Consider the following 25,374-nt stretch of genomic DNA (forward strand, 5'->3'; position numbering starts at 1 on the left):
CCGCCGCGGCAGCGGCACCGGCATCGCCACCCTCTGCATCGGCGTCGGACAAGGCCTCGCCCTCGTCCTCGAACGCTGACGAAGGAGCCTGCATGCCATCCGGCCGGCCCCTGCTCCACCACCGGCTTCTGGGCCCGCACGATGCGCCGTCGCTCGTGCTGGGCCCGTCGCTGGGAACGTCGCTCCAGGTGTGGGAGTCGCACGTGGCCGCACTCACCGAGGAGTTCCGCGTCCTGAGCTTCGACCTGCCCGGGCACGGCGGTTCACCGAGCGGAGTGCTGCCGACCGTCGCCCCCGGTCGTACGACGGTTGACGACCTGGCGCGCTTGGTCCTCGACCTCATCGACCATCACCGAGTGGACCGCTTCCACTACGCCGGTATCTCGCTCGGCGGTGCGATCGGAGCGCACCTCGCCGTGCACCACCCGCACCGGGTCGACTCCCTCGCGCTGGTCTGCTCTTCGGCGCACTTCGGTACGGCGGGCCCCTGGCTCCAACGCGCCGCTCTCGTACGGCAGGAGGGGACCGCCGCCCTGCTCACAGCCATGCCGGACCGCTGGTTCGCCGACCCTCGCGCGGCAGCGGGCCCGCTTGGAACGGCACTGCTCAAGGACCTCGCGGCCGCCGACTCCTCCGGCTACGCGGCGTGCTGCGACGCCCTGGCGACGTACGACCTGCGCAGCGCGCTCAGGCGTATCACCGTCCCCACACTCGTCGTGGGCGGCACCCGGGACGTCGCGACGCCGCTCGACCACTCACGGGAACTCGCGCATGCGATCCCCGACGCCGTCCTGCGTACGGTCGCGGTCGGCCATCTCGCGGTCGAGGACCCCGAGACCCTGTGCACGGCCCTGCTCACCCATCTCAGGCACTGAGCCGGTACTCACCTGCCACAGCCCCGAGCCCGAACTCACCGAGCTGACGTGGACCGCGTGGAGGCGCTGCGCCGCTTGCGGGCTAACGTAACTCCCCATGACCCGAACGGAGATCGAGATCACCGCCGAGCTGATCCGGGATCTGCTGCGTGACCAGCACCCGGATCTGGCCGATCAGCCGTTGAAGCTCGGTGCGCTCGGCTGGGACAACCAGCTGTGGCGGCTCGGCGACGACCTCGCCGTCCGGCTGCCCTGGGCGACGGAGAGCGCGGACGAGTTGCTGCGCAAGGAGCACGCCTGGTTGCCCGGCCTCGCCCCGCACCTACCGCTGCCGGTCCCCGTCCCGCAGCGCCTCGGGGAGCCGTCCGAGCGTTTTCCGCGGCCCTGGATCATCACCACCTGGGTGCCGGGTGAGCCTGCCGACCGGGCCCCGGTCACACGCGCCGAGGAGACCGCGGACTCCCTGGCCGCCTTCCTGACCGCGCTGCACAGGCCCGCCCCGGACGGGGTGCCCGCCGGTCGTGGCCGCGGGGTCCCCCTGGCCGACCTCGCCGACGGGTTCGCCGAAGGGCTCGCCAAGGCCGTCGAGCTGGAGCTGATCCCCGACCCGGACGCCGTCCGCGCCGTATGGGACGACGCCGTGGCGGCACCCGCCTGGACCGGCCCGGCGCTGTGGCTCCATGGAGACCTGCACCCGGCCAACGTCCTTACCTCCAACGGCACTTTGTGCGGCGTCATCGACTTCGGCGACATGTGCGCGGGCGACCCGGCCTGCGACCTGGCCGCCCCCTGGACGCTCCTGCCGGACGGCTTCACGGACCACTTCCACGACGCCTACCTGCCGGGCGTCGACCCCGCGACCCGCCGCCGCGCCCGCGGCTGGGCGGCGATGCGGGCTCTCGGCGGCATCCTCATCGGACACGCGGGCGACCATGGCCGTCCCGGCGGCAAATCCACCTGGGGCCCGCCGGCCCACGCGACGCTACGACGCCTCGTCGCCTCGGCCCGTCCCTGACAGGAACGCGGCGAAGCCGTCAGCCCCGCGCAGCGGCCGGCGTCCTGGCCGATCACGGCGACCTCGTGTTTCGACATACCTCTATATTGACGTTTCTCTATTCAAGGCGCAGGCTTGCATCAAAGAACTTCAATACAGGCCGTCCTAGGAGTGCGTCATGAGTGATCAGTCCACCGACCTGCGTGAGGCCGTCCGTCAGCGGTACGCGGCGGCGGCCGTGAAGGTCACCGAAGGCGCCACCGCCTGCTGCGGGCCCGAGCCGGTCGAGGTCGACGAGAGCTTCGGCTCGACCCTGTACGCCGCGGACGAACGCGACACGCTGCCCGCGGAGGCCGTCGCCGCCAGCCTCGGCTGCGGGAACCCCACCGCCGTGGCCGAGTTGCGTGAGGGCGAGCGGGTGCTGGACCTCGGCTCGGGCGGCGGCATCGACGTGCTGCTGTCGGCGCGTCGCGTGGGCCCGAAGGGCAAGGCGTACGGACTCGACATGACCGAGGAGATGCTGGCCCTGGCGCTGGCCAACGCGGCGAAGGCCGGCGCCACGAACGTCGAGTTCCTCAAGGGCACCATCGAGGCGGTTCCGCTGCCCGCCGGCACGATCGACGTCGTCATCTCCAACTGTGTGATCAACCTGTCCACGGACAAGCCCGCCGTGTTCGCCGAGACCTTCCGCGTGCTCAGGCCCGGCGGCCGGATGGGCGTGTCGGACGTCGTCGCCGACGACACGCTGACCGCCGGGCAGCGGGCCGAGCGCGGCGACTACGTCGGCTGCATCGCCGGGGCCCTGTCGTTCGCCGAATACCGGGCGCACCTGGAGGCCGCCGGCTTCACGGAGGTCGAGATCACGCCGACCCACGTCGTCGCCGACGGGATGCACTCCGCCATCGTCCGCGCGGTGAAGCCCATGGCCGAGGGGCAGGCCGCCGGCGCCGTCACCCCGGCAGTGAGCGCGCGGGCGGAGGACTCCTGTTGCGGCGTCACCGCGTGCTGCACCCCGGCCGAGCAGGCGGCCGGCCCGTCCCTGACCGTCGGCCAGGCCAAGAGCGCCTCCGGATGCGCGTGCCAGGGCTGATCCCGCGCCCCTCGCACCGCGCGCAGGCAGCCGGACGGGTGGACCGCTTCCGCCGTATTGCGTCGATCGCGTCTGTTGCCTGGTTGCGTCCCTCACTCTTCCGGAAAGAGCGTGTGCATGCGGTCAGGCAGCGGCCGCGCCGGTCGACGTGGCGGACGCCGGATCCGCGACCGGCGCCCCGCGCGACGCATGCGTTCGACCGGACCGTGGAGCGTGGCGTGATGACGAGCCGTACCCCCTTGACGGTGCAGCCGACCACCGACCAGGTGGCAGTGGTCTGCCTGTCCGGCGCGCTGGACGCAGACACCTGCGCCCACCTCGCGCAGGAGCTGGACCGGCACCTCGACCGGGCGGCCCGGCACGGTCTGCGCCTGGTGCTCGACGTGGCCGGTGTGGAGGTCGTGAGCGCCGCGGCCCGCCGCGCCGTCCAGCGGGCCACGGATCACCTCGTGCACACACCGGTCCTGGTCGTCGCCGCGAGGCCCTCGGTCCGTACGGTCCTGGAGCAGGCGCACCTCGCCGGCATCCGCCTGCACGCCACGCTCGCCGACGCACTGGCCGCCCTGCCCCTGGCACCCGCCCCGACCGTCTCGCCACGAGCGTCTCGGTCGGGGCATGTGTCGGCCGAGCCCGACGGGCTGCCGCAGTAGTAACCCCGGCCTGCGGGCCCGCCCCAGGGGTGGGCCCGTCATCGCTGCCGCCCTGACCACGGTTGCCGTCGACACGCCCCCACGACCAGGCAAACCGTCAATTTCCGCGCGCACCGACGCAGTTGCATCGCGGGCCGGCCCACCCCGCACAGAGGGATAACCCTAGAGTGCCCCGGGCCCGACCCTATGGTGCCCGCACGCTGCTGACATGCCCCGGTCAACGCTGTCATTCTCCCTTCAACTGCCGCACCACCCCCCACGTTCTTCTCATCACGCAGTGACGGCCCGTCCCGCACAGCCCGTCTCGTCCCGGTCAGTACACCCGTCTGCCCGGTCTGTCATGGCCGCCCCACGCGGCCGCAGCAGTAGGAGAACGAGTGAGACGCATCCCCCGCAAGCGCACCGCGCTCGGAGCCCTGGCCTCCACCGCGGCTCTTCTCGCCGTCGGCATCCAGTCGGTCCCGGCGAGCGCTCAGTCTGCCGCTCCCCACCCCAGCCCCCTGCGCACCGGTGGCCTGGAGAGCAAGCTGAGTCCGGCGCAGCACAGCGCGCTGATCAAGAGCGCGCAGGGCAAGACCTCGGCGACCGCCCGCACGATAGGTCTCGGCGCCAAGGAGAAGCTGGTCGTCAAGGACGTCGTCAAGGACAACGACGGCACCGTGCACACCCGTTACGAGCGCACCTACGCCGGTCTGCCCGTCCTCGGCGGCGACCTCGTGGTCCACACGCCGCCCGCCTCCCTGGCCAAGGGCACGGTGAACACGACCTTCAACAACAAGCGCACCATCAAGGTCGCCTCCACCACCGCGACCTTCGGCAAGTCGGCCGCCGAGAGCAAGGCGCTGAAGACGGCCAAGGCCCTCCACGCCGAGCGGCCCGCGGCCGACAGCGCCCGCAAGGTGATCTGGGCGGGCACCGGCACCCCGAAGCTCGCCTGGGAGACGGTGGTCGGCGGCCTGCAGGACGACGGCACGCCCAGCCGGCTCCACGTCATCACCGACGCGGCGACCGGCAAGGAGCTCGGCCGGTTCCAGGACATCAAGACGGGCACGGGCAACACCCAGTACAGCGGCACCGTCACGCTGAACACCACGCTCTCGGGGTCGACGTACCAGCTCTACGACACCACGCGCGGCGGTCACAAGACGTACAGCCTCAACAACGGCACCTCGGGCACCGGCACCCTGATGACGGACTCGGACGACGTCTGGGGCACCGGGTCCGGCTCCAACACGCAGACCGCGGGCGCGGATGCCGCCTACGGCGCGCAGGAGACCTGGGACTTCTACAAGAACACCTTCGGGCGCAGCGGCATCAAGAACGACGGCGCCGCGGCCTACTCGCGCGTCCACTACAGCAGCGGCTACGTCAACGCCTTCTGGGACGACAGCTGCTTCTGCATGACCTACGGCGACGGTTCCGGCAACACCCATGCGCTGACCTCGCTGGACGTGGCCGGGCACGAGATGAGCCACGGTGTCACCTCGAACACGGCAGGGCTCGACTACACCGGTGAATCGGGTGGGTTGAACGAGGCCACCTCCGACATCTTCGGCACCGGCGTGGAGTTCTACGCCAACAACAGCAGCGACGTCGGTGACTACCTCATCGGCGAGAAGATCGACATCAACGGCGACGGTTCGCCGCTGCGCTACATGGACAAGCCGAGCAAGGACGGTGGCTCCGCGGACAGTTGGTACTCGGGCGTCGGCAACCTCGACGTGCACTACTCCTCGGGCCCGGCGAACCACATGTTCTACCTGCTCTCCGAGGGCAGCGGCACGAAGACCATCAACGGCGTGACGTACAACAGCCCGACCTCCGACGGCGTCGCCGTCACCGGCATCGGGCGGGCCGCGGCCCTGCAGATCTGGTACAAGGCGCTGACGACGTACATGACGTCCAGCACCAACTACGCCGGTGCCCGCACCGCCGCCCTGAACGCGGCCGCCGCGCTGTACGGGACCAACTCCACGCAGTACGCCGGGGTCGGCAACGCCTTCGCGGGCATCAACGTCGGCAGCCACATCACCCCGCCGTCGTCGGGCGTCACGGTCACCAACCCGGGCAGCCAGTCCTCCACCGTCGGCACGGCGGTGAGCCTGCAGATCTCGGCCAGCAGCACCAACAGCGGCTCACTGTCGTACGCCGCGAGCGGACTGCCCACCGGCCTGTCGATCAACAGCTCGACCGGTGCGATCTCCGGTACGCCGACCACGGCCGGCACCTACAGCACCAAGGTCACGGTGACCGACAGCACCGGCGCCACCGGCACCGCCTCCTTCAGCTGGACCGTCAGCTCCAGCGGCGGCGGCACCTGCTCGGCGGCGCAGCTCCTGGGCAACCAGGGCTTCGAGTCGGGCAGCACCACCTGGACCGCCAGCAGCGGGGTCATCACCAACGACACCGGTGAGGCCGCACACAGCGGCTCCTACAAGGCCTGGCTGGACGGCTACGGCTCCACCCACACCGACACCCTGTCCCAGTCGGTGACCGTACCCACCGGCTGCAAGGCCACCTTCACCTTCTACCTGCACGTCGACACGTCGGAGACCACCAGCAGCACCGCCTACGACAAGCTGACGGTCACCGCCGGGTCCACCACCCTCGCGACGTACTCCAACCTCAACGCCGCCTCCGGCTACGTGCAGAAGTCCTTCGACCTGTCCTCCTACGCGGGCTCGTCCGTCACCCTGAAGTTCAGCGGTGCCGAGGACTCCTCCCTGCAGACCAGCTTCGTCGTCGACGACACCGCCGTCACGACCAGCTGACCCCACCGCACGCAGACCGGCCTCACCCCGCAGCACGCGGGGTGAGGCCGTCGGCGTCAGTTGAACGGGTCGAGGGTCAGGTCGGCCGCCTGCGGGCTGCCGTCGTGGACGAGCGCCTCGTGGTTGCCGACGTCGTCGAAGGCGAACGCGTAGGCCTTGCCGTCCTCCATCCGGGAGTGGATGGCCCGGGCGTACTCGTTGGTCACCGAGTCCTTGTAGAAGTCCGCGTCCGACGAGTCCGGCTGGTTCGGGTTGGTCAGCAGCGTGGTGCGGTTGAAGCCCGCGCACAGCGTGCGTGAAATGGGGCCGCGCACCTGGTCGTTGGGCGCGTCGAGCTGCTTGTGGCAGCCGAAGACGCTGTCCGCGTCGGGCTTCTGGAAGGTGGTGACCACCTTGCCGGAGCCGTCGGTGAAGTTCATGACGTCGCCGGAGACCTTGCCGTAGTACTTGGTGTCCGGCTGGTCGCCGAACGGCGTCACGGTCAGGGTCGACGACGCGTACTTCTGCCAGACGCGGTTGATGTAGTCGTCCATCACGGACGCCGGCAGCGCACCGGACTCCAGCCCGTGCCCGGGCGCGAGCGCCCGCAGCACCGTCCCGTCGGAGCGCGTCTCGATCAGCTTGGACCAGCCGGACTTTCCGCGCAGGTCGTCCAGGACGCCGTTGTAGCCGCCCGACTTGAGGTGCCCGGTGGTGGCCGTCTTCCCGTCCGCGCCCTGCACGCCGACCGCGTAGGGCGCGGAGAACATGTCGACCTGCGTGCTGTTGAGCCACAGGCCGGAGTCGTTGAGCGTGTACTCGGACCAGTTGAAGAGGATGTCGTGGTTCGGGTCGCTGGGGTTCTGCACCGCGGGCTGCACGAGGCCGCCGGTGGTCAGCTTGAACACGAGCTTCTGCCCGTACGAGAAGTAGATCCGCCCCGAGAACTTGGGGATCTGGATCGTCTTCGACTGGCCTGCGCCGGGTCCCGCGATGGACGCGTCCGGTGCGTCGGTCGGCGGGTTCCCGCCGGTCGGCCACGCGTGGAAGGTGCCGTTCTCGTCCGCCCAGCCCTGCTGCCCCGTCGAGAGCAGGGTGCCGATGGTGTAGACGTACACCGCGTCGCCGCGGCCGGAGTTGTTGGTCACCTTCAGCGGGATCGTGTCCGGCACCGCCGCCTTTGCGGACGACGGCGACTGGATGGCGATCACCGCGGCGATCAGTGCGGCTGCGGCTGTGGGGGCCAGCAGACGGCGAGTTGACTTGTGGTGCACGCTCCACCTCCGTGTGTGGGGTCACTCGAGGGGAATTGGTCCGTACCTCGTTTTGAGAGCGCTCTCAACCTGGCACCGGGGGTGCGTGCATGTCAACAAGTGGGACCTGTGGGAAACGAGGACGCCCGCGGGGTTCAACCCGCGGGCGCCGACGGTGACTTGTCACGAACCCCGGTTCAGGAGGCCGGGAAGGTCCGGCTCAGCAGGTCGAGCAGAGCCGCCCAGTGCCGCTCGTCCGCCTCCTTGTCGTAGGCGGCCGTGTCGGCCTGCGTGTACCCGTGGTGCGCGCCGGGGTAGACCTCGCAGCGGTGCCGTACGCCCGCTGCCGTCAGGGTCTCCTCCAGGAGCTGCTGCTGCTCGGGCGGCATGGAGCCGTCCTGGTCGGCGTGTCCGAAGTACAGCTCGGCGGTGACGCCCTTGGCCACCAGGTGGGGGCTGTCCGGCGCGTCAGTCGCCAGCCGGCCGCCGTGGAAGCCGGCCGCGGCGGCGACCCGGTCCGGGTAGGTGCCGGCGGTGAACAGGGCCAGCCGCGCCCCCATGCAGTAGCCGGTCAGGGCGACCGGGCTGTCGGCGGCGAGCGGGGAGTCGGCCAGGTACTGGAGATAGGCACCCGCGTCGCGCATGGCGAGCTCGGGGGTGAGCGCCTGCATCACCGGGGCGATCTGCTCCCAGATCTGCGGCCGCTGCGACGGGTCGATGAACTCGGGCAGGTCGAAGACCGGGGTGCGGCCGTGCCGGTAGAAGACGTTCGGCACCAGCACGGTGTAACCGGCCCCGGCCAGCCGGTCGGCCATGGCCCGCAGATGCGGACGCAGTCCGAAGGCGTCCTGGTAGAGCAGTACGGCGGGGTGGGGGAGACCGTCGGCGGGATGCGCGAGGTAGGCGTCGGCGACGCCGTCCGCGGTGGTGATGTCAACGGCTGTTCCCTGAACGGAGGTCATGGGGGACCACCTCTCTGCGCATGGTGCGGCGAAGCGACTTCTGCGGGCCCGGCGGGTCGGGCAGGGACATCCTTGCACGTGCCACACATCGGCCCGCCGTGACCCCTGCCCCGACCGGAACCGCTCATTCGAACCGCGTGACGTCCCCCGCCCCGCGCCGTACGATCTCGGCCTCGCCGTCGGAGAAGTCGATCACCGTCGTCGGCTCGGTGCCGCAGTCGCCGGAGTCCACCACCGCGTCCAGCACGTGGTCCAGGCGGTCCTTGATCTCCCAGCCCTGGGTCATCGGCTCCTCCTCGTCGGGCAGGAGCAGCGTGCTGGACAGCAGCGGCTCGCCGAGCTCGGTGAGCAGGGCCTGGGCGACGACATGGTCGGGGATGCGGACGCCGACCGTCTTCTTCTTGGGGTGCTGCAGCATGCGCGGCACCTCCCTCGTCGCCGGCAGGATGAAGGTGTAACTGCCGGGCGTCGAGGCCTTGATGGCGCGGAACACGTCGTTGTCGACCCGCACGAACTGGCCGAGCTGCGCGAAGTCCTGGCACACCAGGGTGAAGTGATGCCGGTTGTCGAGCCGGCGGATGGACCGGATGCGATCGATGCCGTCCCGGCTCCCGAGGCGGCAGCCCAGTGCGTAACACGAGTCCGTGGGGTACGCGATGAGGGCGTCCGCACGGATGCTCTCCGCGATCTGGGAGATGGCACGGGGCTGGGGGTTGTCGGGGTGCACGTCGAAGTACTTCGCCATCCGCCGAGCTTATGCCGTCCCGACCTTGGCGACGAACGCGTCGATGTTCGCCACGGTGCGCCGGATCTTCTCCTCCAGCGAGATCGTCTCGTGCAGCCGCGCCCCGACCCCCGCGTCCCGCTTGCCCCGCACGTACAGCGAGCAGGCGAGATCGCTGCAGATGTAGACGCCCACCGAGTTGCCCTGCTGGCCGGCCTTGCCCGCCTTCGGCGCGACCATCAGGGAGACGCCGCCGGAGTGGGTGGTCAGGCACATCGAGCACATGCTGCGCCGCTGCTGCCCGACGGTGGCGGACGAGCCGCGCAGCGCCACGCCCCGCGGGCGGCCGCCGTCCCCGCCGCTGCCTGGCATGACGAGGTAGGCGCGGTCCGGCGCCTGCGGGTCGCGCCAGCCGAGGAAGTCCAGGTCGTCCCAGGGCCGGTCGGCGAGGTCGCGTGGGACGGACAGGCGCTTGGCCTCGCCCTTGGTGCAGTTGATGAAGGCGGCGCGGATCTCGCGTTCGGTCAGTGGTTCCATAACCTCATGCTAAGTTGCCTAAATGGTTTAGGCAAAGGAATAACGCCTTATGGAAGTGGAGAGGGAGGTTGTGGTGCGCGCAGGGCTGAGTACGGAACGGGTCGTGCAGGCGGGTGCGGAGCTGGCGGACGAGGTCGGCTTCGAGCAGGTGACCGTCTCGGAGGTCGCCCGGCGTTTCGACGTCAAGGTGGCGAGCCTGTACTCGCACGTGAAGAGCTCACAGGACCTCAAGACCCGGATCGCGCTGTTCGCCCTGGACGAGCTGGCGGGCCGAGCCTCCGACGCCCTCGCGGGGCGGGCCGGCAAGGACGCCCTGACCGCCTACGCCGACGCGTACCGCGACTACGCCCGGGAGCACCCGGGGCGTGCGGTCGCGGCCAGGATGCGCCTCGATCCCGAGACCGCTGCCGCCAGCGCGGGCGTCCGGCACGCCCAGATGGCCCGCGCGATCCTGCGCGGCTACGACCTGGCCGAACCCGACCAGACACATGCGGTCCGGCTGCTGGGCAGCGTCTTCCACGGCTTCGTCAGCCTCGAGGCGGGCGGCGGCTTCAGTCACAGCGCCCCCGATTCCGAGGAGAGCTGGAGACGGATCCTGGACGCCCTCGACGCCCTGCTGCGCAACTGGCCCGCAGGCAGCGCCCCTTGAGCCCGCAATCCCTTGAGCCCGCGCCTCCCGTTGAGCCCGCCTCCCTGAGCTCGTCCCACCGCCCTGAGCCCGCCCCTACCCCTTGAACCGAGGCAGGAGGACATGCGTACCACTTACGAATGGATGACCACGCCCCTCACCGCGGAGCTGTTCCGCGGTGCGGTCGACGTGGAGCACACCGGACGCGGCATGCTGCCGCACCGGCTGCCGGCCTGGGCCCGCGCCCAGTGCACCGACCCCCAACTGGCCATGGCCGAGTCGCAGCCCTCGGGCGTACGGCTGGTGTTCCGTACCCGCGCGACGGCCCTCGAACTGGACGCGCTGCCCACCAAGCGCCTCTACGTCGGCGCGCCGCCCCGTCCCGACGGCGTGTACGAGCTGCTCGTCGACGGCCGCCTGTACGGCCGGGGGAGCGTGGCGGGCGGCGACACCATCACGATCGACATGACGGCCGGAACGGTCGAGACCGACTCCGGCCCCGCCGGCACCCTGCGCTTCACCGGTCTGCCCGACCGGGACAAGGAGGTGCAGATCTGGCTTCCGCACAACGAGACCACCGAGCTGGTCGCGCTGCGCACCGACGCCCCCGTGGAGCCCGCCCCGCCGAGCGGCCGCACGGTGTGGCTGCACCACGGCAGTTCGATCAGCCATGGCTCCGACGCGGCGGGCCCCACCTCCACCTGGCCGGCGCTCGCCGCCTCGCTCGGCGGGGTGGAGCTGATCAACCTGGGGCTGGGCGGCAGCGCCCTGCTCGACCCGTTCACCGCACGCACCCTGCGCGACACACCCGCCGACCTGATCAGCGTCAAGATCGGCATCAACCTCGTCAACACCGACCTGATGCGGCTGCGAGCCTTCACCCCCGCCGTCCACGGCTTCCTCGACACCATCCGCGAAGGCCACCCCGCCGTACCGCTGCTGGTCGTGTCGCCCATCCTGTGCCCCATCCACGAGGACACGCCCGGCCCGACGGTTCTGGACTTCAGCACCCTGGGCGACGGCCGGCTCCAGTTCCACGCCATGGGCGAGCCCGCCGAGCGCGCCGACGGCAAGCTGACCCTGCGCGTCATCCGGGACGAACTCGAACGGATCGTGGCCCAGCGCGCGGCAGACGACCCCAACCTGCACTACCTCGACGGCCGCGACCTGTACGGCGAGTCCGACACCGGGGAACTGCCGCTGCCCGACCAGCTCCACCCGGACGCCGCCACCCATCTGCGCATCGGCGAGCGCTTCGCCGCGCGGGTCTTCACCACGGGAGGTGTCTTCGCCGGCCGGGACAGCTGAGACGTTCGAGGCGTCCCTCTCCTCGCCGTACGAATGCCGTACTCGTGTCACCAGTGGGCATGCGTGAGGTAACGTCCCCGACCGACATGCCGAGGTCGACGCGATGGACGAGGAGAAGGCCGAGATGGCTGGCCGAAAGGACGGGGGCCGCCCTGAGCAGGTGACGGACGCCGAGGGCGCCGGGTGGGCGCAGGAACTGCTCGACCACCTGCGGCCGACCGGGCGGGACATCCGCCGGGTGCTCGCCTGGCTCGCGGGCGCGGTGGACGGGACGGCCTGCCTGCAGGACGACACCGGCCGCATCCTCGCCGGCACGCCGACACCGCTGGACGAGGACCTCGTCGCCGACATCGTCTCCGGCCGCATCGCCTCCGCGGCCTGGGACGACGCGGGGCTGCACCTGCGGCTGGTCGGGGTCCAGCAGCCGCAGCCCGCCTCGGCCGGGGTGCTGTCCGTCTCCCGTACGCACCCCTTCGACCGGCGGGCCTCCGACATCGTGACGCACACCGCCCAGGTGGTCGAACTCCTGCTCAGGGCACGTGAGTCGACGGCCGCCGGGCGGCGGCTGCGGCGCGCGACGTCCGACCTGCGCCTGGCCATCCTGCAACTGCTGATGGTCGAGGACACCGTCTCCGCCCGCCGCGTCGCCGCGGGCCTGTGGCCCGGCCTGCTCGACACCGACACCGCCTGCGTCTACGTCCTCGAAGGCAGCGTCGAGGAGCGCGACCGTATCGCCGAGGAGTGCCTGACCGCGACGGCGGAGCAGGCGCTGGTCGTGCGCTGTCCCGCGGTGGACGCGCACGTCATCGTCGTCGCTCCCCGGGACGCGGCGTCCGCCGAGCTCAGGCTGGTGGTGGGCCGCCGCCCCGACACCTTCCTCGGCGGCAGCGCCCCGCAGAGCCTGGTCCGCACCGCCACCGCCTACGGACAGGCCGTCAGCGCGCTCGCCGTCGCCCGCTTCCGGCCCGACCAGCAGGCCGTCTACGCCGAACGCACCCATCCCGAGCGCCTGATGGACCCGGCCGTACTGCAGGGCTGGACGGCGCAGGTGCTGCAGCCGCTCGACACCCTGGCGCACCACACGCGCGCCGAACTCCTCGCCACCACCCGGCTGGGCCTGGAGTTCACCGCGGTGAACGCGGCCAAGGTCCTCGGTGTCAGCCGCAACACCGTCCGCGCCCGCATGGACCGCGTGGAGAGCCTGCTGCACGCGGACTTCACCGACCTCACGGCCCGCGCCGTCGTCCATCTCGCGCTCAACACCCGGGTCGGCCTGTCCGAGGAGACGTACGGGACCCGCCCCGCCGGGTCGGCCGGGCCGGGGCTCGGCGACCTGCTGGCCGGACTCGCGCTGCGCAGCTGGGCGCACGACCTGCTCGGGCGCCTGGAGGCCGACGCCCGCGATCTGCGGCGCTCGCTGCGCGCCTGGATCGCCGCCGGGGGCAACGCGGAACGCGCCGCGCATCTGCTGGGGGTGCACGCGCAGACGGTGCGCGAACACGTGCGCAGTGCGGAACCCGTCCTCGAACGCCAATTGCTCGCCTCGGGCAGCGATCTCTACGAGGTCGTCCTCGCTCATCTGGCCCTCGGCGAACTCGAGCGGCCCGCATTCGACCGGACGAACTAGGATCTTCCGGACTCACTTGTGCACAGGTGAGCCCCGGGGCCGCCACAGCGGGCATGGACGCGGTTCACAACGCAACCGCTCGGCACGTAAGTTCGACGGGCCGCGGGGGCACGACCGGAACGGGGGACCGGTCGCGCCCCCTTGCGGTTCTACGCCCGTAGCCGCGCCGGAACCTCCTGCCAGCCGTACGCGATGAACGACGGCACCTGCCGCAGCTCGTCCTCGCCGACGGCCAGGCGCAGTTCCGGGAAGCGCTCGAAGAGAGCGGGCAGTGCGGTCATCGCCTCCATCCGCGCGAGCGGAGCGCCGACGCACCGGTGGACGCCGACGCCGAACGACAGATGGTCCTCGGCCCCGCGCGCCGCGTCGAAGACGTCCGCGTCGGGACCGTAGCGCGCGGGATCCACGCCCGCGGCGGCGTACGTCGTGATGATGGCGTCGCCCGCCGGGATCGTGATGCCGCCGACGGCGATGTCGCTGACGGCGAACCGCAGCGGAAGTGCGGCGATCGACGGGTGCACCCGGAGGGTCTCGTCGACCACCGCGTCCCAGCCGGTCTTTCCCGTCCGGACGGCGGTCAGCTGGTCGGGGTGCCGGAGCAGGGCGACGACCGCGTTGCCGATGAGGTTCACGGTTGTCTCGAATCCGGCGCCGATCATCAGCAGCAGGGTGTACAGCAGTTCCTCGTCGCTGAGCCGGTCGCCGTCCTCGTCACGCACCCGGATCAGCTCGGTGGTGAGGTCGTCGCCCGGTTGTGCCCTGCGATGGGCGATGAGCGCGCCGAGGACGGTCCCGATCTGCTGCTGCACGAACGCGCCGTGCTCCGGGCTCGGGTCGGAGGTGTCCATGATGGCGGCGATCAGGCGGCGGGTGCCGTCGACCAACTCGTCCGGAACGCCGAACAGTTCGCAGATCATCCGCAGCGGCAGGGGGTGCGCGAGCCCGGCCTTGACGTCGACCACCCGTCCGTCGGCGCCCGCCGCCTCCAGCGCGTCGAGGAGCTCCGCGGTGATCGCCTCGACCCGCACGCGCATCGACTCGGTGCGGCGGTGGGTGAAGCTCGGCGCCACCAGCTTGCGCAGGCGCGCGTGGTCGCCGCCGTAGGTGGAGAGCATGTTGACCACCCCCACCCAGCCCACTATCCAGCTCCACGAGGGGTGTTGACCGACCTCGGGCCACAACCGCCAGTGCAGCCGGGGGTCCTTGCTGACCCGCGGATCGAGGATCAGCTCCTTGAGGGTGTCGTACCGGGTCGGCGCCCAGGCCGGGATTCCGCCCGGCAGTTCGACGGGCACGACGGGGCCCAGCGCCCGTAACTCGGCGCTCTCCGCGGTGATGTCGGCGCCGAACGGGTCGATGGCGTACCGGTCGAGGTGATCGGTGACGGTCACGACGGATCTCCAGAGGTGAGCCCGGGCAGGACAGAATCCACGGCCCACGGGCCGCCACGCGCAGCACAGTACACACCGCCACGCCCGCACCTCGCACGCCCGGACGAAATCGCGCCGTCCGTCCGCCACCGCCGCGCGAGGTTCGGCGCGAACTGTACGAGGCCGGCCGCATGCGCGGCGTGGGGCGGGTACCCGGACGGTCCTGGAACCTCTACCGCTGAAGGAGGCACGAATGACCAGCAGTTCGCAGACCGGAGGCGTGACCGGTACGCAGGACAGGGACTACAACCTCATCTGGTACGTGGAGGCGTGCCTGAGCAACGCCCTGCGCCTGGAGACCTACATCCAGGACGCGGAGCGCGAGAAGGACACCGAGGTGGCCGATCTGTTCCGGCGGGCCCAGGCGGACAGCCGTAAGGGCGCGGAACTGGGCAAGGCGCTCCTGCGTGCGAGGCTGAACGGCGGCTGACGGCAGATCGTCGTGAAGTCCGGGCCCCGTGCGCGACGCACGGGGCCGGCATCGTGCCCGCAGGTCTCGCGTTCAGTGCCATGCGACGGTGACGAGGGCTCCGGCTGCCGCTACGCTACCGGTCAGTAACCGGATGCATCCAGGAGGCACCGATGCCGCAGCTCGAAGTCGACGGCGCAGCGCTGATGTACGACGACGAGGGGCCGCGTGACGCCGATGTCCTGCCCCTGGTGTTCATCCACGGCTGGACGGCGAACCGGCATCGCTGGGACCACCAGATGACGCACTTCGCCGAGCGGCGCCGGGTGATCCGGCTCGATCTGCGCGGTCACGGTGACAGCACCGGCGCCGGAGTCCGCACCATCGCCGAACTCGCCGAGGACGTCGTCGCCCTGCTCGACCACCTGGAGGTGCAACGGGCCGTGCTCGTGGGCCACTCGATGGGCGGCATGATCGCGCAGACCATCACGCTCGACCACCCCGAGCGGGTCGAACGCCTCGTCCTCGTCGACTCCATCAGCCGCATGACCTACAGCCGCGGACGGGGCATGCTGATGGGGGCCTCGACACTCGTGCCGTTCAAGCTGTTCGTCGCCACCAACATCCGGCGCGCCTTCGCGCCGGGCTTCCCGCGCGAGGAGGTCCGGGCCTACATCAAGTCGTCCGAGGACACTCCGCGCGAGGTCGTCATGACGCTCTACGGCGCCATGCGCGCCTTCGACGTCCTGGACCGGGTCGGCGAGATCGGCGTCCCCACCCTCCTGATCCACGGCTATCACGACATCCAGCTGCCCGTGCGGCAGATGCTGCGGATGGCGAAGGCGTACCCGGACGCGGAGGTGCGCATCATCGACGCCGGCCACGAACTGCCGGTCGAGAAGCCGGCGGAACTGACCACCGCCCTCGACCGGTTCGTCACCCCCGTCGTCGCCGCGTAAGGTGCCGAAGCCGCCCCGTTCAGCGGCTCAGCTTGGCCTTGACCCCGCCGACCGCCGCGGCCGGACGCGCCGTGGCCCGCATCGACCGGCTCACCAGATGCGCCTCGCGTCGCAGATCGTGGGCGGCATGCCGGCCGCGCCACGCCAGCGAGGGCGCGCCGGCCGTGTCGTCGGCCGCGATCAGCAGCCCGCCGAGCATCGACAGGTTCTTCAGGAAGTGGATCTTCTGCTGGGCACGCTCGTCGGGATCGTCCGCCTCCCAGAAGCGGTGTCCCGCCAGGGTGGTCGGCACCAGAGTGGCCGCGATCGCCAGTGCGGCAGGCCGCGGCAGGCGCCCGCTGCCCAGCAGCAGGCCCGCCACCACCTGTACGGCTCCGTTCAGCCGTACGACCTGTTCGGTGCGGTCCGGCAGCGCGTCGACCCGCTCGGTGACCGGCTGGACGACCGGCTCGGCCACGGGAGCGACCCGTTCGGGAGCGCGCAGCGTGTTCATACCGCCGGCGACGAACATGGAAGCGAGCATGGGCCGGCCGACCAGTCGCAGGAGACTCATGACCCTCTCCTCGGGTGTGGGTGTGGGTGGGTGAAGGGACCTACCGGGTTCCCCGCGGTCTGTGGTCGATGCCACGCGATGCGGCGAGGTCAGGGCATGTTGCTCGGCGAAGGCGCAGGCTACGGTTTTTGCGTAGTTCGCTGTTCTCCCTCACGCAGTACGGACGACCTCGCAGTGCTCGCAGATCTCTCTCCGCTCATCGCGGCCACCACCCACTGGCTGACCTGCGCCTATCCCTCCGCCGGCGGCGCGCTCGCCGCGACCCTGTGCGAAGTGCAGGCCCGCCAGGCCGTCACGGTCGCGGCCTGGCTGCGCTACCCGACGCAGGTGGACGCCGCGCTCGTCGGTATCGCCGGCCCCGGCGGATCGGCCCGGCTCGACTGGATCGCGGGGTCCGTCGGTCCCACGGGCCGGGACACGGACGTCCATGCCGATGCCGATGCCGACGCATGGCGCACCTGGGTCGACGAGGTCGTGGCGAGCTGGGCGGCCTGTCTGCTGACCGACCCCGAACTGGCCGCACTCGCCGTCGCGGCCGTCGCCGAGGGCAGCCACGCGGCCGACGCCCCCGTCGTGTTCCGGCGCCTGGTCGCGCCCGACGAGACCGACCGGCGGGCGGCGGCGCTGCTGCGCCACCCCGACCTGCTCGCCCCCGTGACCGCGCTGCACCAGGATCAGCTCCTGGTGTTGCTCAGGACGGGACCGGCGCTCACCGCCTGACGCGACGGAGGCGGAAGGCCGCGGCACCTGATCCGTGCCGAGCTCAGTCGTGCTTGCCGCGTCCGCTCAGCGCGTCCCGCAGCCGGTCGACCAGTCCCGCCCCCGGTGCCAGCAGCTTGTTCGTCGGCGGCGTGTCCGGTGCGGAGGGGTGCGGCCGGGTGGGCGCCAGCTTCTTGGCCTGGCGCACCTTGTCGCCCAGGCTGTCGAGCGCCTCCGGTGTGCACGCCGCACGCAGCTGAGGGAAGAGGCTGCTCTCCTCGTCGGCCAGATGCGAGCGGATCTCGGTCATCAACTCGCCGATGAGCCGGTCGAATTCGGCGTCGCCCGCCTGACAGCTCTCCAGGTCCTTCATGATCTGCTCGGCCTTGGAGTGGTCCTCGATCTCCCGGTCCGCGATCGCGTCGCCGTCCGCCAGGTGCTCCCGGACCGCCGGGTACAGGTACTCCTCCTCGGCCACCGAGTGCCGTACCAGCTCGATCGTGACCTGATCGGCGTACACCTTGCGGTCCTTGTGGCCGGGCGGCAGCGCCTCGATGCGACCGAAGAGCTCCACGACCTCCCGATGGTCCGTCATCAGCTCGTCGATGACGTTTCCACCATGTCCCATGCCCTCTCACCTCCAGCCAGGAAGTGGCGGTTCCCGGTCCGGATCCGCCACGCGCAACCGAGTGCCCGCGCGATCCGCGGGCTAACGCCCCTGCGCCCGAGGCGCGGCCGCGCGTCGTAGGTGTACGACGGCGTCCAGTTGGAACCCGCAGAAGGACACAGAAGAAGGACGCAGACGAAGGACACAGCCGTGCGGGGCGCAAGGACGAGGCACAGCTCGGAGGCCGGTGTGGCGGATCAGGAGCCGGGTGTGGCGGATGCGGTTCAGGAAGCGATCGGGCGGGTGGGTACGGAGGTGGCCCTGCGGGCGGAAGGGCTGTGGGAGGTCGCCCAGGCGCTGCACAGCGATCCCGAGTACGCCTTCGAGGAGCACCGGGCCGTGCGGCTGCTGACCGCGGAGCTCGAACGCGAGGGGTTCACCGTGGACCGGGATCTCGCGGGCATGCCGACGGCCTTCGCCGCACGCGCCGGTGCCGTGCCCCGGCCCGCGGTGGCCCTGCTCCTGGAGTACGACGCCCTGCCCGGCCTCGGCCATGCCTGCGGCCACAACCTGGTCGCCGCCGCCGGGCTCGGCGCCGCGCTCGCGGCACGGGCCGTGCTGGGGGAGGGCGCGGGGTCCATCTGGGCCGTGGGCACGCCCGCGGAGGAGGGCGGCGGGGGCAAGGTCGCCGAGACCGAGGCGGGCGTGTTCGACGACGTCGACGCCGCGCTGATGTTCCATCCCGGGGTGCACAACTGGCGCTGGGCGCCGCTGACCGCGCAGACGCAGTACTGCGTCGGCTTCCACGGCCGCGCCGCGCACCCCACCGGCAACCCCACCGACGGCATCGACGCCCTCGCGGCGCTGATCCAGCTGTTCAACACCCTTGCCGTGGTGGGCCGCAGGCTCCCGGAGGCCTCGCACATCCAGGGCATAGTCACCGAGGGCGGCCGGGCGACGAACGTCGTCCCCGAGTACGCGGAGGGCCTGTTCGGGCTGCGCGCCCTGACGACCGACGCCCTGGAGGAGCTGGCCGGCGAGCTGCTGACCTGTGCGCACGGCGTGGCCCGGGCCACGGGCACGACCGTCACCTTCGGCCGCGCCACCCCGCGCTACGAGCACTTCCGCGACAACGACGTGCTGTCCGGCCGGTTCGCCCGCCACCTCGCGCGCACCGGCATCCAGCTCACGCCCCCGGCGCCGGGGGTCTACCTCGGCTCCTCCGACATCGGGAACGTCAGCGGACGCGTGCCCGCCATCCACCCCTTCGTCGCGATCATGGACCCGGACGGCTCCGACCACACCGCGGAGTTCGCCACCGCGGCCACCTCCGCCCGGGCCCGCCACGTGATGCTCGCGGCGGCGGAGGCACTGGCCTGCACGGCGGTGGAGCTGGTGCTCTCCGCGCAGCTGCGGGAGCGGGCGTGGCAGGAGCACGGGGGTGGCTTGGCGGTCGCCATCTAGTCCCTCGCCGGCGGCCTTCAGCCGGCGGTCGTCAGCCGGTGGCCGTCCGCCGGCGGTCGTCCGTCAGGGCGTGAGCAACCGGTCCTGTTCCACGAGGGGCGTGCCGTCGTGCCAGGGCAGGGCCTTGCCGAAGCGGACCAACTCGCCGTACAGAGCGGGATCGACGCCTTCGGCGAAGACCAGGTCCAGTACGGCCCGGGCGGCCTCGGCGGGGGACTGGGCCTGGCTGTAGTCGCTGAACCAGGGCCGCGAGGTGGCGGTGTCCACCATGCCGGGGCACACCGAGGCGATCAGCGTGCCGTCGGCGAGGTCGCGCTCACGGCGCTCGGCGGCGACCGCGCGGACGGCGGCGGCCTGGGCGACCTTCGAGGGCACGTTCAGCCAGCGGGGCCAACCCGCCTGCTCCGCCGTCCCGTTGTGGATGGAGCTGCGCCAGGACTCGACCGCGTACTCGACCTGGTCGAGGCTCGCCCCGTCGAACAGATGGTGCAGCCGCGCATCGAGATGGCCGAGCGTGCCCAGACTGCTGGCCACGACGAGCAGCCGGCCACCCGGACGCAGGACGGGCCCGAACGAGCGCAGGACCGCGTGGGTCGCGGTGTTGGAGACGTCGATGAACTCGTCGGCCCGGGCCGACTGCGAGTCCTCGGGCAGCACGCGGGCCACGGCGTTGGAGATCACGACGTCGACCCCGCCGTGGCGCGCCCGCAGCTCGGCGGCGAGTTGTGCGATGGCATCGGCGTCGGTCACATCCAGCACCCGGCCCTCGACGCGGGCGCGGGTGCCGGGCAGCTGGGCCACCTCACGAGCGGCGGCGGCGACACGCTGCGGGTCGCGGCCGGTGAGCAGGACGAGGTCGCCCGGGCGCGTACGGGCTGCCAGCCCCTCGGCCAGAGCCCGCCCCAGACCTTGGTTGGCACCCGTCACAAGAGCGATTCGCGAAGCATTCATGACCGCCACGCTAGAAACACCGCGGCCATGAGTCCAACGAGAGTTGAGCACAGGTAGTATGCGTAATCGTCATGGACTTCACAGATGTATCGCTGACCGCGCTGCGCGTCCTGCGCGCGGTGGCCGAACAGGGAACCTTCACCGCGGCGGCCGCGTCGCTGGGCTACACCCAGTCCGCGGTCTCCCGGCAGATCGCCGCCATCGAGCGGGCGGCGGGCGCACAGCTCCTGGAGCGGCGGCGCGACGGGGTGCGGCTGACCGAGGCGGGCCGGGTCGTGATGCGGCGCGCGACGGTCGTGCTCGACGAGATCGACGCCACCGCACGCGAACTCTCCGGGCTGCCCGAGCAGTCCGGCACGGTCCGGCTGGGCTGGTTCCCGAGTGCGGGAGCCGTCCTCGTGCCCACGGCCCTCGCAGCCCTGCGCCGCACGGACCCCGGCATCGACGTGGTCACCCGGGAGGGCACCACCCCCGCGCTGGTGCGCGCCCTGCGGGCCGGCAGCCTGGACCTGGCCCTCCTCGCCTCCGCACCGCCGTTCCGCCCGCCGGACACCGAGTCGCCGCCGCTGGCGCTGCGGACGCTCACCGAACGCGCCCTGTGCCTCGCCGTCCCCGCGAGCCACCCGCTCGCCCGCGGCGACTACGTCGACGTCACCGACCTGCGCGGACAGCGCTGGATCGCCGGCTCCAGTTCCGGCGAGGACCGGCTGATGGGGGTCTGGCCCGGCCTGGACGAGCGGCCCGAGATCGCCCACACCGCCCGGGACTGGCTGGCCAAACTCCACCTCGTCGCCGCCGGTTTCGGCCTGACGACCGTGCCCTTCTCCCTCGCCCCCGCGGCGCCGCCCGGCGTGCGCATCCTGCCGGTGCGCGGCGGGCCCCAGGAACAGCGGCGCCTCCTCCTGGCCCGTCTTCCGCACCCGCCGGCGGAGCCGGCGACCCGTGTGGCCGCAGCCTTGCGCGCCGCCGCCCTCGACGCGGACACGGCGGCCCTCTCCGTAACGTCCTCGTGAGCCGGGGCGCCCGAAGGCGTACATCCGCGGGCTGACCCGCCGCCCGGAAACTCCGCCGGGGGCGGGATGCGGCACGGCCGCCCGCCCTGAAGGGTGGCGGTCATGAGTGGATCAAAAAAACTGACAAAACGTCAGAGACGACCACTGTCAGGCCGGTTGGCCACCGTCGTGGCCGCCCTCTGCCTCACCTCCGCCACCCTCGCGCTGCTCCCCGCCTCGGCGGCGACGGGACCGGACGCCCGGACACGAGCGGGGGACGGGAACGGACAGGCCGGCTACACGGCCCAGATCCGCCGCACCGCGTACGGCATCCCGCACATCCTGGCGAAGGACTTCGGCGGACTCGGGTACGGATACGGCTACGCCTTCGCGCAGGACAACGTCTGCGAACTCGCCGATCAGGTGGCGACGCTGCGCGGCGAACGGTCCCAATTCTTCGGCCCCGACGGCGACTCCGGCCCGGGCGCCAACCTGGCGAGCGACACGTACTTCAAAGGCCAACTGCGTGCGGGCACCGTCCGACGGCTGCTCGACCGGAAGGCGCCGCTGGGCCCCACCGCCGAACTGCGCCGCATGGTCGAGGGATACGCCGCCGGGTACAACCGCTACCTGCGGGACACGGGCGCCGACCGGCTGCCCGACCCACGGTGCAAGGGCAAGCCCTGGGTGCGCCCGGTCACCCCGCTCGACCTGTGGAGCATCGTCTACGACGTCAACAGGGTGTCCGGCGCCGTGCCGTTGGCGCCGGACATCGGCGACGCGAAGCCCCCGTCGGCGGACGGTGCGACCCGAGCGGGGGGTGCGTCGTCCGGCCGTAGCGCCTCGGCGTTGTCCGGTGTCATCCGGCAGGGCCGCGCGGCCGACTTCGGGAGCAACGGCTGGGCGCTCGGCCGGGACATCACCCGCACCGGACATGCGATGGTCCTCGCCAACCCGCACCTGCCGTGGGCCGACGCCGACTTCCGCTTCTACCAGGTGCAGTTGACCATCCCCGGCACCCTGGACGTCTCCGGCGCCGGCCTCTACGGCACGCCCCTGGTCGAGATCGGCCACAACCGCGACCTCGCCTGGACGCACACCGCGAGCGACGCCCGGCACGCCTCCTTCTACGCCCTCGAACTCACCCCCGGCGACCCCACCGGCTACGTGGTCGACGGCAGGACCGAGCACATGAAGCGCCGTACGGTCCCGGTCACCGTACGGGACAAGGACGGACGGCTGTCCACCGTCGAACGCACCTTGTACACCTCGCGGTTCGGCCCCGTCCTGTCCTCGGGCTGGACCAGCACGACGGCCTATGCGATCCGTGACGCCAACGCCGACAACCTGCGGTCCATGAACGCCTGGCTGGCCATGGGCAGGGCCCGGAACCTCACCCAGCTGCGCACCGCCCAGGACACGTACCAGGGCGTCCCCTGGACCTATACGCTCGCCGCCGACACCAGCGGCCGCACCTACTTCACGGACTCCTCGGTGGTGCCGCACCTGACCGACGCGCAGCTCGAGCGGTGCACCCTCCCGGGCGGCGACGAGACGCCCACCGCGCTCGACGGCTCCACGTCGGCCTGCGCCTGGGGCAGCGACGCCGACGCGCTCGTACCGGGCATCCACGGCCCGTCCCACCAGCCGAGGCTGAGCCGTACCGACTACGTCGCCAACTCCAACAACGGTCCGCAGTACGCGAATCCGGCGGCTCCGCTCACCGGCCTCCCCGGCACGTACGACACCGAGCCCCGCCTCGGCCAGCGGCCTCAGCTCGGGCTCCGCATGATCGCGGAACGCGCGAACGGCACGGACGGACTGGGCGCCCCCGGCTTCACCCTGAGTACCCTGACCGCGTCGATGACCGGCAACCGCGTCCTGTCGGCGGAGACCGGCCGCGACGACGCGGTGAACATGTGCCGGGCCCACCCGCGCCTGACGGCCACCGACGGCAAGGAGATGGACGTACGGCAGGCGTGCGCCACCCTCGCCCGCTGGGACATCCGTGCCGACACCGGCAGCAGGGGTGCCGCGCTCTGGGGCGCCTTCTTCGACCACCTGCTCGGGGCCGGCCCCTCGGACACCTGGCGCCGTGTCCCCTACGACCCGGCCGAGCCCCTCACCACTCCGCGGGGTATCGACGGCGACGACGAGCGGGTCCGGCGGGCCTTGGCGGACGCCGTCCAGGACTTCGCCGCACGGGACCTCCCGGTCGACGTCGCGCTGGGCGACATACAGAAATGGGCCGGTGTCCCGCTGCCGGGCTGCACCGGGGACAAGGGCTGCTTCGACGTCGTGGAGGCCGGACCGGACTCCGGCACCGGGAGCCCCGTCGCAGGCGCCTTCGGCACCAGCTTCGTGATGGCCGTCGAACTGACCCGGGACGGCCCCCGCACCCGCACCGTCCTCACCTACGGCCAGTCGGCCAACCCGGCCTCACTCCACTTCGGCGACCAGACCCGCCTCTTCTCCCGCAAGCAGTGGATCACCGAACGCTTCACGGACGCGGAGATCGCGGCCGATCCGGCGGTGCGGACGACCACGCTGCGCCGCTGACGCGGCAAAGGGTCCGCGCATCGCGCGGACCCTTTGCCGGGTGCGGTCGAACCGCTTCAGGAACGCGGCCGCTCGAAGGTGAGCAGCAGCCCCTCCACCGAACCGGGGCCTATGCGGCCCTTCACGTCGGCCGAGGTGATGGCCTTGAGGCCCCAGCCGTCCTCGGCGTGCTTGTTGAGGACCTTCTCCAGCTTGTCGCTGTCCAGCGCGTCACCGATCAGCGACTCCCTGAACGTGACCACCTTGTACTCGTACATGACTGCGGCGTCCTCCTGTGGAATGGGCGGCGGTGCGGGGAACAGCCAACCACGGCGCCACACCGCCGGACACTGCCGGATCGGTGTTCGTCGTTCTACCGTCGTCGGATGGCGACCTGGGACGACGTACGGCACCTCGCACTCGCGCTTCCCGAGAGCAGTGAACGGCTCTCGCGGGAGCTCGCGCAGTGGCGGGTCAAGGACAAGCTGTTCGTCTGGGAACGACCGCTGCGGCGCCCCGACCTCGAGGCGCTCGGCGACGCGGCACCGGACGGGCCGATTCTCGGCGTACGGGTGGCGGACGTCGGGGTGAAGGAAGCCCTGGTCGCCTCCGATCCCGGCGTCTACTTCACGATCCCGCACTTCGACGGCTACCCGGCGGTCCTGGTCCGCCTCGACCGGATCGGCACCGTCGAGCTGAAGGAGCTCATCGAGGAGGCGTGGCTGCTGCGGGCGCCGAAGCGGCTGGCACGGGAGTACCTGGACGCGAGCGGTTCCTGAGCCGGTCGGCTGACGTGGACGCGAGCGGGGCCGTCAGCAGACGCCGCGATCGGGCGTCCGGTCGTCGTCGGTCTTGGCGGCCGCGCTGCTCGGCCACTGCGCCAGGGAGATCATGCGCATCACGCGGTGGATGAGATAACCGGCAAGCGGCAGCTCGATGAACAGCGCCAGCGCCGCCGACAGCCAGACCTCCGGGGTGCCGAAGGCGAGCGACACGTCGAACCACGCGTCGCCGATCAGCAGCACGGCCGTCGCGAGTCCCGCCACGATCACGGCCCGGTGCCGCAGCCAGCCGAAGATCGCGGTGGCCGCCATCGCGGTCAGGAGCAGGACGTCGAAGCCCACCCAGGCGACGCGCCAGTGGTGGACCTTGTAGCCGGAGGGCAGGGAGAGGGCGAGCAGGACGGTCCAGGGGATCAGGGCGACGGCGCAGACGGTCAGGACTTCCAGGGTGTGCTTCCGATGCCGGCGTATTCGCTCCAGCAGTTCGGGCGACGGCGTCGGTGCGGCCCCTCTGAGCTCCTCGACCTGTGTGTCGCTCACGTCGCCTGCTCCGTTCTCGTACGTGCCGGGGCGGGTCAGGCCCACGTTTCCC

At 71.6% G+C, this 25,374-nt stretch carries 25 protein-coding genes and 1 pseudogene; 16 read left to right on the forward strand and 10 right to left on the reverse strand.

From position 1 onward, the window contains the following. The 6 genes and pseudogenes from ACFU97_RS41645 to ACFU97_RS41670 all read left to right on the forward strand — a co-directional run. Positions 1–79, forward strand: a pseudogene (locus ACFU97_RS41645) (acetyl-CoA acetyltransferase); the annotation flags it as partial. Between the two features lie 13 nt (positions 80–92). Further along, positions 93–875 (forward strand): alpha/beta fold hydrolase, encoded by a 783-nt coding sequence (locus ACFU97_RS41650; RefSeq protein WP_384267290.1) that lies wholly within the window; start codon positions 93–95, stop codon positions 873–875. 97 nt (positions 876–972) lie between these two features. Further along, on the forward strand, positions 973–1,890 hold the full coding sequence (locus tag ACFU97_RS41655) for an aminoglycoside phosphotransferase family protein (RefSeq protein ID WP_384267292.1): 918 nt from the start codon (positions 973–975) through the stop codon (positions 1,888–1,890). Positions 1,891–2,047: 157 nt separating this feature from the next. Further along, positions 2,048–2,959: an arsenite methyltransferase gene (gene arsM, locus ACFU97_RS41660; protein WP_384267293.1), complete on the forward strand. Its 912-nt coding sequence runs from the start codon at positions 2,048–2,050 to the stop codon at positions 2,957–2,959. Positions 2,960–3,180: 221 nt separating this feature from the next. Continuing rightward, positions 3,181–3,609: an STAS domain-containing protein gene (locus tag ACFU97_RS41665; protein ID WP_384267297.1), complete on the forward strand. Its 429-nt coding sequence runs from the start codon at positions 3,181–3,183 to the stop codon at positions 3,607–3,609. Positions 3,610–3,986: 377 nt separating this feature from the next. Continuing rightward, a complete protein-coding gene (locus tag ACFU97_RS41670) occupies positions 3,987–6,380 on the forward strand; it encodes a M4 family metallopeptidase (protein ID WP_384267299.1) in 2,394 nt (797 codons plus the stop codon). Positions 6,381–6,436: 56 nt separating this feature from the next. On the opposite strand, the gene ACFU97_RS41675 is transcribed toward ACFU97_RS41670, so the two are convergent. From ACFU97_RS41675 to ACFU97_RS41690, 4 genes are all read right to left on the reverse strand, one after another. Next, a complete protein-coding gene (locus tag ACFU97_RS41675) occupies positions 6,437–7,633 on the reverse strand; it encodes a glycoside hydrolase family 64 protein (protein WP_384267301.1) in 1,197 nt (398 codons plus the stop codon). A 176-nt stretch (positions 7,634–7,809) separates the two neighbouring features. Beyond that, positions 7,810–8,574, reverse strand: a complete 765-nt coding sequence (locus ACFU97_RS41680) for a dienelactone hydrolase family protein (protein ID WP_384267304.1) — start codon at positions 8,572–8,574, stop codon at positions 7,810–7,812. Between the two features lie 124 nt (positions 8,575–8,698). Then, a complete protein-coding gene (locus tag ACFU97_RS41685; RefSeq protein ID WP_384267306.1) occupies positions 8,699–9,319 on the reverse strand; it encodes an L-threonylcarbamoyladenylate synthase in 621 nt (206 codons plus the stop codon). Positions 9,320–9,328: 9 nt separating this feature from the next. Continuing rightward, positions 9,329–9,835, reverse strand: a complete 507-nt coding sequence (locus ACFU97_RS41690) for an FBP domain-containing protein (RefSeq protein WP_384267309.1) — start codon at positions 9,833–9,835, stop codon at positions 9,329–9,331. Between the two features lie 70 nt (positions 9,836–9,905). On the opposite strand from ACFU97_RS41690, the gene ACFU97_RS41695 reads away from it, so the two are divergent. The 3 genes from ACFU97_RS41695 (at position 9,906) to ACFU97_RS41705 (ending at position 13,398) form a co-directional block, all read left to right on the forward strand. After that, positions 9,906–10,484, forward strand: a complete 579-nt coding sequence (locus ACFU97_RS41695; RefSeq protein ID WP_384267402.1) for a TetR/AcrR family transcriptional regulator — start codon at positions 9,906–9,908, stop codon at positions 10,482–10,484. A 102-nt stretch (positions 10,485–10,586) separates the two neighbouring features. Further along, on the forward strand, positions 10,587–11,771 hold the full coding sequence (locus ACFU97_RS41700) for a GDSL-type esterase/lipase family protein (protein ID WP_384267310.1): 1,185 nt from the start codon (positions 10,587–10,589) through the stop codon (positions 11,769–11,771). Positions 11,772–11,895: 124 nt separating this feature from the next. After that, entirely contained in the window at positions 11,896–13,398 is a 1,503-nt protein-coding gene (locus tag ACFU97_RS41705; RefSeq protein WP_384267312.1) for a helix-turn-helix domain-containing protein, read from the forward strand. A 149-nt stretch (positions 13,399–13,547) separates the two neighbouring features. Here the strand turns inward: ACFU97_RS41705 and ACFU97_RS41710 are convergent, their stop codons facing one another. Further along, positions 13,548–14,789: a cytochrome P450 gene (locus ACFU97_RS41710; protein WP_384267314.1), complete on the reverse strand. Its 1,242-nt coding sequence runs from the start codon at positions 14,787–14,789 to the stop codon at positions 13,548–13,550. A gap of 232 nt (positions 14,790–15,021) precedes the next feature. On the opposite strand from ACFU97_RS41710, the gene ACFU97_RS41715 reads away from it, so the two are divergent. Beyond that, on the forward strand, positions 15,022–15,258 hold the full coding sequence (locus ACFU97_RS41715; RefSeq protein ID WP_384267315.1) for a hypothetical protein: 237 nt from the start codon (positions 15,022–15,024) through the stop codon (positions 15,256–15,258). A gap of 152 nt (positions 15,259–15,410) precedes the next feature. Then, positions 15,411–16,196, forward strand: coding sequence for an alpha/beta fold hydrolase (locus tag ACFU97_RS41720; RefSeq protein ID WP_384267318.1), 786 nt, complete (start codon positions 15,411–15,413; stop codon positions 16,194–16,196). Between the two features lie 19 nt (positions 16,197–16,215). On the opposite strand, the gene ACFU97_RS41725 is transcribed toward ACFU97_RS41720, so the two are convergent. Beyond that, positions 16,216–16,749, reverse strand: a complete 534-nt coding sequence (locus ACFU97_RS41725) for a DoxX family protein (protein ID WP_384267320.1) — start codon at positions 16,747–16,749, stop codon at positions 16,216–16,218. A gap of 174 nt (positions 16,750–16,923) precedes the next feature. Between ACFU97_RS41725 and ACFU97_RS41730 the strand changes: the two genes are divergently transcribed. Continuing rightward, positions 16,924–17,469 carry a hypothetical protein gene (locus ACFU97_RS41730; protein ID WP_384267322.1) on the forward strand — a complete coding sequence of 182 codons (546 nt, stop codon included), beginning with the start codon at positions 16,924–16,926 and terminating at the stop codon, positions 17,467–17,469. A 43-nt stretch (positions 17,470–17,512) separates the two neighbouring features. Here ACFU97_RS41730 and ACFU97_RS41735 read toward each other — a convergent pair whose 3' ends face one another. After that, on the reverse strand, positions 17,513–18,076 hold the full coding sequence (locus ACFU97_RS41735; RefSeq protein ID WP_384267325.1) for a hemerythrin domain-containing protein: 564 nt from the start codon (positions 18,074–18,076) through the stop codon (positions 17,513–17,515). 249 nt (positions 18,077–18,325) lie between these two features. Here ACFU97_RS41735 and ACFU97_RS41740 point away from each other — a divergent pair, with 249 nt between their 5' ends. Next, positions 18,326–19,519 carry an amidohydrolase gene (locus ACFU97_RS41740; protein WP_384267326.1) on the forward strand — a complete coding sequence of 398 codons (1,194 nt, stop codon included), beginning with the start codon at positions 18,326–18,328 and terminating at the stop codon, positions 19,517–19,519. A gap of 63 nt (positions 19,520–19,582) precedes the next feature. Here ACFU97_RS41740 and ACFU97_RS41745 read toward each other — a convergent pair whose 3' ends face one another. Next, complete coding sequence (locus ACFU97_RS41745; RefSeq protein ID WP_384267328.1) at positions 19,583–20,470, reverse strand: SDR family NAD(P)-dependent oxidoreductase; 888 nt, start codon at positions 20,468–20,470, stop codon at positions 19,583–19,585. A gap of 71 nt (positions 20,471–20,541) precedes the next feature. Between ACFU97_RS41745 and ACFU97_RS41750 the strand changes: the two genes are divergently transcribed. Together ACFU97_RS41750 and ACFU97_RS41755 are read left to right on the forward strand one after the other, a co-directional pair. Then, positions 20,542–21,483, forward strand: coding sequence for a LysR family transcriptional regulator (locus ACFU97_RS41750; protein ID WP_384267331.1), 942 nt, complete (start codon positions 20,542–20,544; stop codon positions 21,481–21,483). Positions 21,484–21,639: 156 nt separating this feature from the next. Then, a complete protein-coding gene (locus tag ACFU97_RS41755) occupies positions 21,640–24,021 on the forward strand; it encodes a penicillin acylase family protein (RefSeq protein WP_384267332.1) in 2,382 nt (793 codons plus the stop codon). A gap of 56 nt (positions 24,022–24,077) precedes the next feature. Here ACFU97_RS41755 and ACFU97_RS41760 read toward each other — a convergent pair whose 3' ends face one another. Further along, a complete protein-coding gene (locus ACFU97_RS41760) occupies positions 24,078–24,278 on the reverse strand; it encodes a DUF4177 domain-containing protein (RefSeq protein WP_384267334.1) in 201 nt (66 codons plus the stop codon). A gap of 108 nt (positions 24,279–24,386) precedes the next feature. Here ACFU97_RS41760 and ACFU97_RS41765 point away from each other — a divergent pair, with 108 nt between their 5' ends. Next, on the forward strand, positions 24,387–24,779 hold the full coding sequence (locus tag ACFU97_RS41765) for an MmcQ/YjbR family DNA-binding protein (RefSeq protein WP_384267337.1): 393 nt from the start codon (positions 24,387–24,389) through the stop codon (positions 24,777–24,779). A 33-nt stretch (positions 24,780–24,812) separates the two neighbouring features. Here ACFU97_RS41765 and ACFU97_RS41770 read toward each other — a convergent pair whose 3' ends face one another. Beyond that, positions 24,813–25,322 carry a hypothetical protein gene (locus ACFU97_RS41770; RefSeq protein WP_384267339.1) on the reverse strand — a complete coding sequence of 170 codons (510 nt, stop codon included), beginning with the start codon at positions 25,320–25,322 and terminating at the stop codon, positions 24,813–24,815. Positions 25,323–25,374: the final 52 nt, after the last annotated feature.

Origin of the sequence: Streptomyces sp. NPDC057616 (assembly GCF_042800575.1) — a bacterium.
GTDB lineage: Bacteria > Actinomycetota > Actinomycetes > Streptomycetales > Streptomycetaceae > Streptomyces.

Bases quoted from the DNA above. Each gene is read 5' to 3' on its own strand.
- ACFU97_RS41720 (WP_384267318.1), top strand. From the start codon at position 15,411: ATGCCGCAGCTCGAAGTCGACGGCGCAGCGCTGATGTACGACGACGAG.
- ACFU97_RS41750 (WP_384267331.1), top strand. From the start codon at position 20,542: ATGGACTTCACAGATGTATCGCTGACCGCGCTGCGCGTCCTGCGCGCG.
- ACFU97_RS41650 (WP_384267290.1), top strand. From the start codon at position 93: ATGCCATCCGGCCGGCCCCTGCTCCACCACCGGCTTCTGGGCCCGCAC.
- ACFU97_RS41700 (WP_384267310.1), top strand. From the start codon at position 10,587: ATGCGTACCACTTACGAATGGATGACCACGCCCCTCACCGCGGAGCTG.
- ACFU97_RS41705 (WP_384267312.1), top strand. From the start codon at position 11,896: ATGGCTGGCCGAAAGGACGGGGGCCGCCCTGAGCAGGTGACGGACGCC.
- ACFU97_RS41760 (WP_384267334.1), bottom strand. From the start codon at position 24,278: ATGTACGAGTACAAGGTGGTCACGTTCAGGGAGTCGCTGATCGGTGAC.
- ACFU97_RS41680 (WP_384267304.1), bottom strand. From the start codon at position 8,574: ATGACCTCCGTTCAGGGAACAGCCGTTGACATCACCACCGCGGACGGC.
- ACFU97_RS41725 (WP_384267320.1), bottom strand. From the start codon at position 16,749: ATGAGTCTCCTGCGACTGGTCGGCCGGCCCATGCTCGCTTCCATGTTC.
- ACFU97_RS41765 (WP_384267337.1), top strand. From the start codon at position 24,387: ATGGCGACCTGGGACGACGTACGGCACCTCGCACTCGCGCTTCCCGAG.
- ACFU97_RS41715 (WP_384267315.1), top strand. From the start codon at position 15,022: ATGACCAGCAGTTCGCAGACCGGAGGCGTGACCGGTACGCAGGACAGG.
- ACFU97_RS41690 (WP_384267309.1), bottom strand. From the start codon at position 9,835: ATGGAACCACTGACCGAACGCGAGATCCGCGCCGCCTTCATCAACTGC.
- ACFU97_RS41685 (WP_384267306.1), bottom strand. From the start codon at position 9,319: ATGGCGAAGTACTTCGACGTGCACCCCGACAACCCCCAGCCCCGTGCC.
- ACFU97_RS41665 (WP_384267297.1), top strand. From the start codon at position 3,181: ATGACGAGCCGTACCCCCTTGACGGTGCAGCCGACCACCGACCAGGTG.
- arsM (WP_384267293.1), top strand. From the start codon at position 2,048: ATGAGTGATCAGTCCACCGACCTGCGTGAGGCCGTCCGTCAGCGGTAC.
- ACFU97_RS41655 (WP_384267292.1), top strand. From the start codon at position 973: ATGACCCGAACGGAGATCGAGATCACCGCCGAGCTGATCCGGGATCTG.
- ACFU97_RS41745 (WP_384267328.1), bottom strand. From the start codon at position 20,470: ATGAATGCTTCGCGAATCGCTCTTGTGACGGGTGCCAACCAAGGTCTG.
- ACFU97_RS41735 (WP_384267325.1), bottom strand. From the start codon at position 18,076: ATGGGACATGGTGGAAACGTCATCGACGAGCTGATGACGGACCATCGG.